Source organism: Gilvimarinus sp. 1_MG-2023 (assembly GCF_030548285.1).
This window is the reverse complement of the sequence record NZ_JAUOSC010000015.1, coordinates 69,915-82,695: the sequence shown is the minus strand read 5'-3', so window position 1 is coordinate 82,695 and position 12,781 is coordinate 69,915. Positions and strand designations below refer to the sequence as shown.

Below are 12,781 nucleotides of genomic sequence, written 5' to 3'. Positions count from 1 at the left end.
GTCCAGCGTCCAGCGTCCAGCGTCCAGCGTCCAGCGTCCAGCGTCCAGCGTCCAGCGTCCAGCGTCCAGCGTCCAGCTCTCAATCAAACATATTCAATAAGCTAGTCAGCGTTTGCTCACCGGTGGCCTTGACTTGTTCTTTCGTGGCGGGGGAAAAGCCTTCGTAGGCGATGTCTTCTTGTGGCAGTTCGCTGATAAAACGGCTAGGGGTGGTCTCTGAGACATCGCCATACTGTTTACGTTTGCCCGCCAGGGTCATGGTAAGGGTGCGTTGGGCACGGGTAATGCCAACATAGGCTAGGCGTCGCTCTTCTTCGATATTCTCGGTTTCAATGCTGTTGCGGTGTGGTAGTAGGTCTTCTTCCATGCCCACTAAGTATACGTGGGGGAATTCAAGCCCTTTGGAGGCGTGTAGGGTCATTAGCTGAACCTGATCTAAAGTTTCTTCTTCTTCCTGGCGTTCTAGCAAATCCCGCAGCACTAGTTTGCTGATGGCGTCTTCAATGGTAATTTTGTCGCCCTCGTCGCTTTTTTCCATCATGGTGCGGATGGAGTCGGTAAGGTAGCGCACATTGTTCATGCGTTTCTCGGCAGCTTTGGCGCTGGATGAGTTTTGGTGCAGCCAGGCTTCGTAGCCGATATCTTCGATCATTTGCTCAATGGCGGCGATGGGTTCATGGCCGCTGCAGCGCGCGACAACGCGTTCAATCCACTGATTGAAGGTGCGCAAGCGCTCTAGGTTTTGCTTGGGGATATGTCGCTGTAGGGCGATATCATCGGTAGCGGCATATAAACTGATGTGTCGCTCACTGGCAAATCGGCCTAGGGCCTCCAGAGTACTGGTGCCGATTTGGCGGCGCGGGGTATTAATAATGCGCAAGAAAGCATTGTCGTCGTCCGGGTTCACCAGTAAACGCAGGTAGGACATGATGTCCTTAATCTCAGTTTTGCCAAAAAACGACGAGCCGCCACTGATTTTATAAGGTACCTGATGCTGCTGGAGTTTAATTTCCATCAGTCGGCCCTGGTGGTTACCCCGATATAGAATGGCGTAATCACTGAACTTTCCTCCGCGGCGCAACTTGTTGGCAAGGATCTCGGTGGCCACGCGCTCGGCTTCGGCATCCTCGGAGGCGCATTTTACAATGCGAATTTCATCCCCCAGCCCCATTTCACTCCAGAGCGCTTTGTCGTATTCGTGGGGGTTATGAGCAATCAGGTGGTTGGCTACCCGTAGAATACGGCTGGTTGAGCGGTAGTTTTGCTCAAGCTTAATCAGATGCAGATTGGGGAAGTCTTCTTTGAGCAGTACCATGTTCTCAGGCCGCGCCCCGCGCCAAGCGTAAATGGATTGGTCATCGTCCCCTACCACGGTTAGGGCATTTCGCCCGCCCACCAGCTGCTTTACCAGTAAGTATTGGCTGGAGTTAGTGTCTTGGTACTCGTCCACAAGCAGGTGCTGAATTTTGCGCTGCCAGCGCGCCAGAACCTCTGGGTGGGTCATAAACACATTAACCGGCACCAGAATTAAATCGTCAAAGTCCACGGCATTATAGGCTCTGAGCGCCTGGTTGTAGCGCTCGTACACACGCACCATAGTGAGTTCGGCGGGGCTTTGCGCTAACTCTTCGGCGGCCTCGGGGGTGGTTAGGTCGTTTTTCCAGTTGGAGATTTGACTTTGCACTAAATTGAGGTGGTCGCTGTCCAGCTCACCGTCTTTGAGCATTAACTCTTTGAGTAGGGAGCGGGCATCTTCGGCGTCAAAGATAGAGAAGCCCGGCTTAAACCCTAAGGTTTTCGCCTCACGGCGAATAATATTCAGCCCCAAGTTATGAAAAGTAGAAACGGTTAAGCCACGTGCCGCTTGGCCACGTACCAGCGAACCTACTCGCTCTTTCATTTCGCGGGCGGCTTTGTTGGTAAATGTCAGGGCGGCTATATGGCGAGCAGGAATATCGCACTGCTCGATCAAATAGGCAATTTTTCGGGTAATAACGGATGTTTTGCCAGAGCCCGCGCCTGCTAGTACCAAACAGGGGCCGTCGACATAATGAACCGCTTCACGCTGGCGGGGATTGAGTCGGGTCACAAAGCCTCGAATATTACGGATGAGTTTATTGAGGGGTCATATGCCATTGTAACAATGCATTGCCCCTTAAGAAACGAATGCTGGTAGGGTTGACAAAATCGCTTTATTTTTGTGCACATATCTTCTTAAATGGTGTATGTTTGACAGTCAACAGCCCAAGGTTGATTTGGGCGCAACTCTTACTTGATCACTTATGTTATTTAGCTATTTTAATTGGGTATTTTATTCAATTCAGCGGTCATTTGAGAGGGATGTTACAAATTCAAGGATGTAGTAAGCGCTAGCGTTGTGATTTACATGGTCAGCGTGTAGCTATAGCTCATGCATGAGCAATAATAAGATGGATTTTGTAAGGAATAATGTCATGGCTTCCACCATCAGCATTTTGCTGCTTAATGGCGAGCAATCACTTGCCGACCAAATCGGAGCCTGGTTGGACGAGGTAGCGCCCAATCAGTACAGCATTGTGCTCGGGAATATGGACGATGACGGTTTAATTTGCCTGCTATCGGAAGATTATCAGGTGGCTTTGTTTTACGCTGCTGACGACCCCGCCAGCGCTCGCGAGTTGCTCGACTCAATGAAAAGCCACTTTAGCCCGGTTCCGGTGTTGGTGCTTTCGAACAGTATGAATCAAGTGCTCGATCGCGAAGCTGTGCCTGCGGGGGCGGCGGACTATCTGGCCTTGGATACCGTCAATGCCTTTTGGCTGGAGCGCGCACTGCGCTACGCTATTGAGCGCAAGCGTACCGAACATCACCTCGCTCGTCTCGCCCATCACGATCCTCTGACTGATATTCCGAATCGGGTGCTGTTTCGCGACCGCCTGGAAAACGCTCTGCGAGTTGCTTCGCGTGAAAAAGCGCGCTTTGCCTTGATGTTTATCGATTTGGATGACTTTAAGGTGGTGAATGATCGCTATGGTCATGACATTGGTGACGGCTTAATCCGCCTATGTGCCGAGCGCCTACAGTCACTGCTGCGGCGCAGTGACTCCATGGCGCGAATGGGGGGGGATGAATTCACGCTGCTATTGCTCAATGTGGAGAGCTCGTCGGGATTGGCGCATCTGGCGGTCAAAATCATTGAGCAAATTACCACCCCCTACGAAATTGGCGGCTACCATATTAATGTGGGCTGTAGCTTGGGAATTGCCTCTTACCCAGAGGCAGGGCACGATGCCGATACCTTGCTCAAATCGGCCGATTTGGCTATGTATCAAGCCAAACAGGTGGAGGGCAGTAACTTTCGTTTCTTTACCGAAGAAATGAACCGCGATGTACGCTATCGCCTGCGGTTGGAAGAGGACTTACGGCGCGCGGTGGAAAATCGCGAACTGTATTTGGAATATCAACCTCGCTTTGCCATTAGTACCGGCAAGGTGGTTGCTCTGGAAGCTTTATTGCGCTGGAATCACCCGCAAAAAGGGATATTAAGCGCCCATAACTTTATCAGTATTGCCGAAGATACCGGGCTGATCTTTGCGATTGGTTATTGGGCCATTCGGCGCGCCTGTGCCGACCTACAGCGCTTAAAGCGCGATGTTGGCATTGAGCTTAAAATGGCGGTCAATCTGTCGGCGCGCCAATTTCGCGATGAGTCCATGGTGCAGCATGTGGCCAATATTTTTAATGATACGGGGGTAGATCCCAATAAAATTGAATTTGAACTGACCGAAACCGCGTTGATGGAAAATATCGATATGGTTAGTTTGTGTATGCGGCCATTGTCTTACTTTGGGGTGACATTTGCCCTGGATGATTTTGGTACTGGCAGTTCGTCATTTTTGCATCTGCAGCGCCTGCCCATCACCGCCTTAAAAATCGACTCGCAGTTTATGACGGATTTACTTAGACGGCGCAGCGAGCGACGGCTGGTGTCAGCCATGATCAATCTCGCCCACAACCTGGGCAAAGCGGTGGTGGCCGAGGGTGTGGAAAATGCCAGTCAGCAAAAATGGCTAATCGAAGAGGGCTGCGATCAAATGCAGGGGTACTTTTTGTCGGCCCCGCAAAGCTATGACCGTCTGCATAAAGTCATCGCCGATTTAACGCTGACCGATGTCTCGGCAGCAGTGCCGCCCGACGGTGAAGAAAGCTAAGCCGCAAAACACCACCCTCAGCGGCAGTGTTTATAAGTTTCATTTTAATTTATAAGCCGCGATCAAGCGAGCGGAAACTGATGGCCTCGGCCAGGTGAGCACGCTCAATCATTTCTTCCCCCGCCATATCGGCAAGTGTTCGGGCCACCTTTAATACGCGGTGATAAGCCCGTGTTGATAACCCCAACTTACTGACGGCCGATTCCACAAACAAATGTTCTGCTTTGCCCAACCGGCACACGGTCTCGATTTGTGGCGGTGATAGCTGGGCGTTGGCACATTGTTGTCGGTCGAGAGCGCGCTGGCGTGTCGCCACAGTGCGTGTCTGGACTGCGGCGCTGGATTCGCCTGCGGGTGCTTTGCCCAATTCGGTAGGGACAATGGCGGTTACCGGTACATGCAGGTCAATTCGATCCAGCAAGGGTCCAGAAATTCGGCCCCGATAGCGGCGTACTTGATCCGGTGTGCAGCGGCAGCGCTGATCATCGTGGCCATAATAGCCACAGGGGCAGGGATTCATGGCTCCAATCAATTGGAATCGGGCCGGGTAACACGTTTGCGCCCGCGCTCGCGATAGTCGAATTTCTCCACTTTCTAAGGGTTCGCGCAGCACCTCCAGCACTTGGCGTTGAAATTCAGGTAGCTCATCCAAAAATAAAACACCGCCATGAGCCAGCGATATTTCGCCGGGCCGGGGCACTGTGCCACCACCCACCATTGCCGCCGCAGAGGCCGTATGGTGAGGATTGCGAAAGGGCCGCTGTTGCCAGCTTTCGGGATTCGACTCGCCCACCACAGAGCAAATAGCGGCCACCTCGAGCGATTCGCGCAAATCAATGGGTGGCATAATGCCGGGTAAGCGACTGGCCAGCATCGTTTTTCCGGTCCCCGGCGGCCCGAACATCAATAAGTTATGCCCGCCGGCGGCGGCAATTTCGAGGGCGCGCTTAGCCTGAGCCTGACCGCGCACGTCTTGTAATTCCGGATAGGCAATCGGTTGTCGGCTGTAAGGTTCGGGGTGGGGAAGCTCGGCCCGACCGTGCAGTTGGGCGCAAACACTCAGTAAATTGGCAGCGGTGCGCACGTATTCGGCGCCTGCGAGCGATGCCTCGCGCCCGTTGTCTGTACCGGTGATTAAATGCCGCCGGCTGGCGACACTGGCCAGTGCAGCGGGTAGGGCGCCATGCACCTCACGCAGGTGGCCCGAAAGGGCCAGCTCGCCCAGAAACTCCAGTGAGGCCAGCGGGTCAGTTGGTACTTGTCCCGAGGCGGCCAGTATGCCGATGGCAATAGCCAAATCGTAGCGACCACCCTCTTTGGGGAGATCGGCCGGGGCGAGGTTGATGGTGATGCGCCGAGCGGGAAATTCCAGGTGGCTATTGAGTATGGCGCTACGCACCCGGTCTTTACTTTCTTTTACGGCGGCCTCGGGAAGGCCAACGATGGCTAGGCTCGGTAAGCCGTTGGAGAGGTGGACCTCAACCGTTACCGCCGGAGCGTCGATTCCGAGTTGAGCGCGGGTGTGAACAATAGCGAGTGACATAGGCAATCCTTTGCATACGGAGTGGGGCTTTGCCGCCCTATGTTCACAATCTAGTGGCCATAGCCGCTGAGGTCAATTCCAGTGTCGGTTTTATCTTTACAGCCCAGTAGTCAGCCCATGGTGCGCTTTAAGGGGTGTTCTGTTCCAGCTGTGCTACCTGCCGTTCTAGCGCTTCCAGTCTTTCACGGGTACGGGCCAGCACCGCGGCTTGGGCATCGAACTCTTCCCGGCTGACCAAATCCATTTTGCTAATGGCGCGATTGAGGGCGGCTTTAACGTTGGGGGTGGGCACTTCATCCAGCGAGGGAATGCGCTGCTTTAATTCATTGAATAATTGCTCGGCTAACGTTTGCATCATAGGCTCCTGAATAAAGGCACATTGTACACCGGTGGCAATTGTGCGTCCTGTGGGCGCATAAATGTGCGTCAAAATCGGGCATCTGTCGCGACTTTCGTCAGACAAGCAGAATCAGCGCATTATTGGTGCGCCGCTAAACGCCGATAGCACAATATTGGTGCATCAAGACTACCGCAGGTCGATAATGGGGCCAATGTAAGGCTAGTAGAAAGCTATATCTCATTGAAATAGAAAGGATATTTGTAATTGGCCTGCTCTGTGCAATGACCTGCCCGAGTACACAAAAAGGGCGTGGAGCCTCTTTTAGGGTCTGCTCTTCTGTTTTACCGCTTAGGCGGGACGACAGATCGTCTTTCCAGTGTTTCCCGCACTCTCGGGTGCGGGTTTTTTTAGGAGCACAATAAATGAAATTGGTAACTGCGATTATCAAACCGTTTAAGCTCGATGTCGTGCGCGAAGCGCTATCAGAGATCGGCATTCACGGTATGACTGTCACCGAAGTGAAAGGCTTCGGTCGGCAAAAGGGCCATTCAGAACTATACCGCGGCGCGGAATACGTCGTCGATTTTTTGCCCAAAACCAAGGTGGAAATCGCCGTAAAAGAGTCGGAGCTTGACTCTGTGGTCGAGGCCATCACCAAAGCTGCCAACAGCGGCAAAATTGGTGACGGAAAAATATTTGTCTCAAGCCTTGAGCAGGTTGTCCGGATTCGCACCAGCGAAACCGGTGATCAAGCGCTTTAAAACAATTTAAAATCAAACGGGGATTAAGCAATGGAAAATCAAATTTTTCAGTTGCAGTACGCCATCGATACCTTTTACTTTTTGGTATGTGGTGCACTGGTAATGTGGATGGCCGCCGGCTTCTCCATGCTAGAAGCGGGTCTGGTACGCGCTAAAAACACGACAGAGATCTTGACCAAAAACGTCGCTCTGTTTGCCATTTCATGCATTATGTACTTAGTGTGCGGTTACGCCATTATGTACGGCGGCGACTTTTTCCTAACCGGTATTGCCGGCGGTGAAACTCTAGTTGCTGATGCTTTGGCAGCCTCTGCCGAAGAAGGCTTTGAAGGTGGTTCGGTTTACTCCGGTGCCTCTGACTTCTTCTTCCAGGTAGTATTCGTAGCAACCGCTATGTCTATTGTCTCTGGTGCGGTTGCTGAGCGCATGAAGCTTTGGGCATTCTTGACCTTCGCTGTGGTAATGACTGGTTTCATTTACCCAATGGAAGGCAGCTGGACTTGGAATGGTGCCGACGTATTTGGCATGTATAACCTTGGCGACCTAGGCTTCTCTGACTTTGCCGGCTCTGGCATCGTACACATGGCAGGTGCTGCAGCTGCGCTGGCTGGTGTGATCTTGCTGGGTGCTCGTAAAGGTAAATATGGTAAAAACGGCGAAATTCACGCCATTACCGGTGCTAACTTGCCAATGGCTACCTTAGGTACATTCATCCTGTGGATGGGTTGGTTCGGTTTCAACGGTGGTTCGGTACTGAAATTGGGCGATATCGCCAACGCTAACTCCGTCGCGATGGTGTTCCTGAACACCAACGCCGCCGCCGCTGGTGGTTTGGTTGCCGCACTGATTGTCGCTCGCATTCTGTTCGGCAAAGCCGACTTGACCATGGCTCTTAACGGTGCGTTGGCAGGCCTGGTAGCGATTACCGCTGAGCCTTCTACCCCAAGCGCCTTGGGTGCTACCATCATCGGTGCAGTGGGCGGTATCATCGTAGTCTTCTCTATCCTGTCTTTGGATAAAATGAAAATCGATGACCCAGTCGGTGCTATCTCTGTACACGGTGTAGTCGGTCTGTTTGGTCTGTTGGTTGTACCTTTAACCAACGACGGCTCTACCTTTGTCGGCCAGATCGTGGGCGGATTGACCATCTTTGTTTGGGTCTTCGTCTGTAGCCTGATCGTTTGGAGCATCATCAAAGTGATCATCGGACTGCGTGTTAGCGAAGAAGAAGAGTACGAAGGTGTTGACCTTGCCGAGTGTGGCATGGAAGCATACCCAGAGTTCACTTCCGCTAAGTAAGTCTTGCTGGCGGCGGCTCGGTTACCCGGGCCGCCGTTTGATTTAGCCTCTCGCTTGTATTTGTGCTGATAAGGATGATTTTCCCGCTCTCAGCGTGTTATCTTTAACCCATCAACAGATTTAGGCTGGTGGGTTTCCTCAAAGAGGCCAAGCCAGAGCAGAGACTAAGACCAAAAAGGAACGCATAAATGAAACTGATTACTGCTGTCGTAAAACCCTTTAAGCTCGATGATGTCCGCACTGGACTGTCTGAGGTGGGCGTACAAGGGATGACCGTGACCGAGGTCAAGGGCTTTGGTCGTCAAAAGGGTCACACCGAGTTGTATCGCGGTGCTGAGTACGTAGTAGATTTTCTGCCCAAGGTAAAAATTGAACTGGCTGTGGACGACGCTCTCGTCGATCAGGCGGTTGAGGCAATTACCAAGGCAGCTCAAACCGGCAAAATTGGTGATGGTAAAATCTTTATCACCCCGCTGGAAGAGATTATCCGAATTCGTACCGGCGAAACCGGGCCAGAAGCTATCTAATTCTGGCTTATGGGTAAAAATCTTTGCCCAGTATTACAGACATAAAAAAAGCGCCTTTAGGCGCTTTTTTTATGTCTGTAATAGTTAAATTAGCTCGGCGGGTTTAATTTGGCCAGTGCCTGGCGAACCAGCTGAATGTAACGCCGTTGCTGCAGTATAAAAAACAACGGCAAAATAATGAATAGCATAATAAGAGCAGAAGCATCCTGTGACAGTGACAATGCCGGCGCTACAAACACCATAAAAAGCACAGAAACGATAAACATGATGGCAAATTGCATTATGTTGCCACGCCAGCGCGTGAGTTTTTGATTGGGGCCAAAGGCCAAGGCCTTTGCTTCGGTTAAGCGGTTGGCTTTTTCATCGTCGGGTAGGTCATGTAGCTCCGGAAAGTGTTTGAACTCTTGTTTACGTGCCATAAATAAGTAACCGTAAAAAGGTCGAAGTCTAGCGTGCTCAGGGTTATTGTGCAAAAAATATGATTTGCACAGGCCAAATAACAAAATCTTAAGTATGCAGGCTTGGTAATAAAAAACTGAACTAAAAAAACAATAAAAAAGCAATGACCTTAAGCGTAGGTTGCGCTATAAAGTCACAAAGCGCAGGTTATTAATAAACACTTTGGGGCAGGCATTAAAAGTATATTTTTCGTCTGTTTCTTGTTGACGCGTACTTAACGCGGGTTCATTGAGGGGTGTGATTATGGCGAGTCAATACGACGAAACCGAACAGAATCTGGATCAGAACGACGATATGGAATCTGAAGAGACAGAAGCGCTTAGCGTGGCAGTTACCGGTAAGGTTCACTCTGCGGAAGATTACAATATTGCCTCGCGAGAAAAGCTTCGTACCGAGCTTTCCTGTCAGATAGAAGCCTTTTTGGCTCGCGGCGGAAAAATTAATGAAATTCCCAACCATCCAGTGTCCAGCCGGCCGGGCAAACCTGCCAGCGACTTTACCGGCAGCTTGATGTAGTCAACTTTCAAACGCCTGTTGGGCAATGTCTCAGCGGTATGGTTGTGGGATGCATTAGGCATTGTCGCCTTGGGCAATTATGACTGTTGGGTGATATGCCCAAGGCGCGTTTAAAACCCTAGGTGGTCGTGTATCTTCCTAATGAGTTTTGCCCGCTTAGGCCACTGAGTAGTTTCTTGCGTAGCCTAAAAGGCCATCAACGCCACCGCGAGCACACTTAACACGCCGCCGATCACAATTAACAACCCGTCCTTGGCGACTATGCCTAAAGCCAGCAATACCATAATGCCCGAAGGTATAGCCGCAGCAAAAGGAATAGGCCCGAGTGGAATCAGTGCCAGTGCCAAGCCAATGCATAAAAGAGCGGTGACTTTAATGCCTACAGCGCCCAATAAAAAGCCTAAGCGCGGCTTTAAGACCCGATCAACCGGCGTTGTATAACGCTTTGCTGGCCGCAAAACTTTATCCACAGAGGATCGCTCGACTTCGATTTTTCGCAATCGCTTGGGTAGCCACGGCGTGTTGCGGCCCAGCAATATTTGCCCGGCAATTAAAATAATCACTATCGCCGCTACAATAGGCACACCGGGAATCCCCCCTGTGGGTAAAAAAGTCACCAGTGCCGGCACCAAAAGCATTGGGCCAAAACCTCGATGGCTCGCACTTTCTAGCACATCGCCGACGCTGAATGAATTCTGGCTGCTGGCGCCGAGAATGAGGTCAATGGTTTGGGTTAAACCGCCTTGCTGTGTGTTAGCCATCATTCACCTACTGCTCGTATTTAACAGACCACTGATTCACTTCATCCTCAGCGGCTTGTCGGGTGATGCCGTAGCGCTCTTGTAAGCGTCCGACCAGTTTGTCGCGCTTGCCGACCACTTTTTGAATATCATCGTCAGTTAAACGTCCCCACTGTTCTTGCACACTGCCTTTCAGATGTTTCCAGTTACCCTCAAATTGCTCGGTGTTCATAGAGTCCTCCTGTCGGCTTGAAGTTAAACGCAATAAAGCAAAGAACAGTCCAGTCGTGTGCCGAGATCCGCTGGGCTGTGTTTTAGCCTGTTCGAGTGGGGGGGCAGGCAAGGGTTGTTTTGGTAAAAAGCAGACTGAGTAAAGATTTTTTATAAAAATTACACAGATTTTGGTATTTTAGGGAGTATAAGCCAAACATTAAGGGGAGCGGGTTAACCCGCTAAAGCGTATGTGGGTATGGTTTTTGTTGATTGTTCCATCACTGTTGACGGGCGCTATTTGCGCGTTAATTTCTCGCGGTTTCATCAGCGCGATTCTCGCTGGTGCCTTGCCTTGGCTGGGACTATTAGCCGCTTTAATTTACAGTGTTTACTTCACGCCTTATGAGGGCGGAGGTGCCAGCTTGTGGTTAGTGGCACAAGTTGTCGGTGGTACAGTAGCCGCGGCCTGTGGTTTTGCAGGCTTTAGCTTGGTCAAGCAGTTGCGTTCGGACAAAGGCTAGTCTGAAAAATAACGTTAACACGCCTTGCTATACGTGGCAGAATAGCCACAACGAACTATAACAAAAGCGTCGCGAGCGGCTCTCAAGGCTTGGCTTCGCCCATAGGATGGCTGGATGAAAGATCGCAAACCCACATCGTTCGATATCGCATATCAAGCGGGCGTGTCTCAGGCGACAGTATCGCGGGCACTTAGTGATAGCCCGCTGGTCAATGAAGAGACCAAGCAGCGTATTAAGGAGATTGCCCGCGAGCTCAACTACAAAGTCGATAAAAATGCGCGCAATCTACGCTCACAGAAAACCCGTACCATTGCCCTGTTACTTAACGAAGATCACGGCACCGGTGATTCACTGATCAACCCTTTCTTTCTGTCCATGGTGGCGAGCATTATCCGCGCCAGCGCCACCCGCAACTACGATGTTCTGATTTCTTTTCAGCAGTTTAGTGACGACTGGCACGCCGATTATGAAGACGCTAATCGCGCCGACGGTATTATCTTTTTAGGGTACGGTGACTACACCACCTATGTCGAAAAGCTAAACCATTTAGATGAACAGCAGGCTCACTACATTACCTGGGGGCCGGTGTTGCCGGGCCAGCCGGGAGTCTCCATTGGTTGCGACAATTTCAGCGGTGCTAAGAAAGCCACTGAGCACCTATTGAGGTTGGGCTACCGGCGCATTGCTTTTATTGGCGGTATTTCAGAGGGCAGCCCGGAGTTTCGTCGTCGCTATCAAGGCTACTGCGCGGCTCTTGAACAAGCTGATTTAAGGATTGATTCGCAACTGCAAGTAGACGCTGAAACATCGGAAGATTCCGGCTATCAGGCGGCGGTGTCACTGCGCAACGATGGGGTGGCCTTTGATGCCGTGCTCGGTGCCAGCGATTTAATTGCCATCGGTGTTATGAAAGCGTTGGAAGAGAAGGGCGTACGCATTCCACAAGATATAGCGATCATGGGGTTTGACGATATACCCATGGCTGCTTATACCTATCCACCGTTATCAACAGTGCAGCAGAACACCAAAATCGCAGGTGAGTTGTTAGTGGAAAATCTATTGAAGCTGATGGAAGGTGAAACGATTGAATCGTTTTTAATTCCGGCGCAACTAGTGGTTAGAGGGTCTTGTGGCGGCAGGTCCAGTTAGCTGTATTGCATATACCACTGAATGCTTAAGATCTATTACGTTGAAGACTAAACAATAGCCGAATAGCGATTGCCACACTGTATAATTGTATATAGCTTAAGGTAGTCAATTTGGGATCTCGGCAAAAATTTTTAGCGGAAATTACATTATCAATAAGTCTCATTTAATAAATTTAATCCGTACAAAGCAATGAAATCAGACCCTAAGAAATTACTAGAAAAGAATCGTGAATTGGTGCACTCGGAGGCGATGAAGGTGGTGTCTCACGTTCAGCGCGAGCAAGGCGAGTGGATGTTGCATACGGTGATGATAGAGGGGTGTGATATACCGTTTAAGTTTAAACGTAAAGATAAATATCAAAGTTTAAAGGGTGCACGTGTCAACATCACTTACTACCCGGAGGCCGAAATGGTTGCGGGGTTGCGTTTTGAAGTGATGAAGGTTGTGCGGATTAAACGCGCCTAAAGACTTTAAATATTACTTCGCATTGGGGTGGCGCGTTTTACAGGCTCACCCCTAACGT

14 protein-coding genes are annotated in these 12,781 nt (G+C 50.8%); 8 read left to right on the top strand and 6 right to left on the bottom strand.

What is annotated here, in order from left to right:
* Nucleotides 1-79 precede the first annotated feature (79 nt).
* Nucleotides 80-2,089, bottom strand: a complete 2,010-nt coding sequence (rep, locus tag Q4563_RS14325; RefSeq protein ID WP_303604927.1) for a DNA helicase Rep — start codon at nucleotides 2,087-2,089, stop codon at nucleotides 80-82.
* Nucleotides 2,090-2,453: 364 nt separating this feature from the next.
* Between rep and Q4563_RS14320 the strand changes: the two genes are divergently transcribed.
* Nucleotides 2,454-4,190, top strand: a complete 1,737-nt coding sequence (locus Q4563_RS14320) for a putative bifunctional diguanylate cyclase/phosphodiesterase (RefSeq protein ID WP_215974816.1) — start codon at nucleotides 2,454-2,456, stop codon at nucleotides 4,188-4,190.
* 49 nt (nucleotides 4,191-4,239) lie between these two features.
* Here Q4563_RS14320 and Q4563_RS14315 read toward each other — a convergent pair whose 3' ends face one another.
* Together Q4563_RS14315 and Q4563_RS14310 are read right to left on the bottom strand one after the other, a co-directional pair.
* A complete protein-coding gene (locus Q4563_RS14315) occupies nucleotides 4,240-5,733 on the bottom strand; it encodes a YifB family Mg chelatase-like AAA ATPase (protein WP_303604926.1) in 1,494 nt (497 codons plus the stop codon).
* Between the two features lie 127 nt (nucleotides 5,734-5,860).
* Complete coding sequence (locus Q4563_RS14310; protein WP_442903760.1) at nucleotides 5,861-6,088, bottom strand: accessory factor UbiK family protein; 228 nt, start codon at nucleotides 6,086-6,088, stop codon at nucleotides 5,861-5,863.
* A 407-nt stretch (nucleotides 6,089-6,495) separates the two neighbouring features.
* Between Q4563_RS14310 and Q4563_RS14305 the strand changes: the two genes are divergently transcribed.
* From Q4563_RS14305 to Q4563_RS14295, 3 genes are all read left to right on the top strand, one after another.
* Nucleotides 6,496-6,834 carry a P-II family nitrogen regulator gene (locus tag Q4563_RS14305; RefSeq protein WP_215974819.1) on the top strand — a complete coding sequence of 113 codons (339 nt, stop codon included), beginning with the start codon at nucleotides 6,496-6,498 and terminating at the stop codon, nucleotides 6,832-6,834.
* Between the two features lie 30 nt (nucleotides 6,835-6,864).
* Nucleotides 6,865-8,133, top strand: a complete 1,269-nt coding sequence (locus Q4563_RS14300) for an ammonium transporter (protein ID WP_303604925.1) — start codon at nucleotides 6,865-6,867, stop codon at nucleotides 8,131-8,133.
* A gap of 188 nt (nucleotides 8,134-8,321) precedes the next feature.
* On the top strand, nucleotides 8,322-8,660 hold the full coding sequence (locus tag Q4563_RS14295; protein ID WP_215974821.1) for a P-II family nitrogen regulator: 339 nt from the start codon (nucleotides 8,322-8,324) through the stop codon (nucleotides 8,658-8,660).
* 89 nt (nucleotides 8,661-8,749) lie between these two features.
* On the opposite strand, the gene Q4563_RS14290 is transcribed toward Q4563_RS14295, so the two are convergent.
* Complete coding sequence (locus tag Q4563_RS14290) at nucleotides 8,750-9,079, bottom strand: hypothetical protein (protein WP_303604924.1); 330 nt, start codon at nucleotides 9,077-9,079, stop codon at nucleotides 8,750-8,752.
* Between the two features lie 283 nt (nucleotides 9,080-9,362).
* On the opposite strand from Q4563_RS14290, the gene Q4563_RS14285 reads away from it, so the two are divergent.
* Nucleotides 9,363-9,635, top strand: coding sequence for a hypothetical protein (locus Q4563_RS14285; RefSeq protein WP_215975922.1), 273 nt, complete (start codon nucleotides 9,363-9,365; stop codon nucleotides 9,633-9,635).
* Nucleotides 9,636-9,820: 185 nt separating this feature from the next.
* On the opposite strand, the gene Q4563_RS14280 is transcribed toward Q4563_RS14285, so the two are convergent.
* Together Q4563_RS14280 and Q4563_RS14275 are read right to left on the bottom strand one after the other, a co-directional pair.
* Nucleotides 9,821-10,399 (bottom strand): exopolysaccharide biosynthesis protein, encoded by a 579-nt coding sequence (locus Q4563_RS14280; protein ID WP_215975923.1) that lies wholly within the window; start codon nucleotides 10,397-10,399, stop codon nucleotides 9,821-9,823.
* 4 nt (nucleotides 10,400-10,403) lie between these two features.
* Nucleotides 10,404-10,607: a CsbD family protein gene (locus Q4563_RS14275; protein WP_215975924.1), complete on the bottom strand. Its 204-nt coding sequence runs from the start codon at nucleotides 10,605-10,607 to the stop codon at nucleotides 10,404-10,406.
* A 229-nt stretch (nucleotides 10,608-10,836) separates the two neighbouring features.
* Here Q4563_RS14275 and Q4563_RS14270 point away from each other — a divergent pair, with 229 nt between their 5' ends.
* The 3 genes from Q4563_RS14270 to Q4563_RS14260 all read left to right on the top strand — a co-directional run bounded on the left by Q4563_RS14270 (nucleotide 10,837) and on the right by Q4563_RS14260 (nucleotide 12,723).
* A complete protein-coding gene (locus Q4563_RS14270) occupies nucleotides 10,837-11,109 on the top strand; it encodes a hypothetical protein (RefSeq protein ID WP_215975925.1) in 273 nt (90 codons plus the stop codon).
* Nucleotides 11,110-11,223: 114 nt separating this feature from the next.
* Nucleotides 11,224-12,258 (top strand): LacI family DNA-binding transcriptional regulator, encoded by a 1,035-nt coding sequence (locus tag Q4563_RS14265; RefSeq protein WP_303604923.1) that lies wholly within the window; start codon nucleotides 11,224-11,226, stop codon nucleotides 12,256-12,258.
* 189 nt (nucleotides 12,259-12,447) lie between these two features.
* Entirely contained in the window at nucleotides 12,448-12,723 is a 276-nt protein-coding gene (locus Q4563_RS14260; RefSeq protein WP_215975927.1) for a hypothetical protein, read from the top strand.
* The last annotated feature ends 58 nt before the right edge of the window (nucleotides 12,724-12,781 follow it).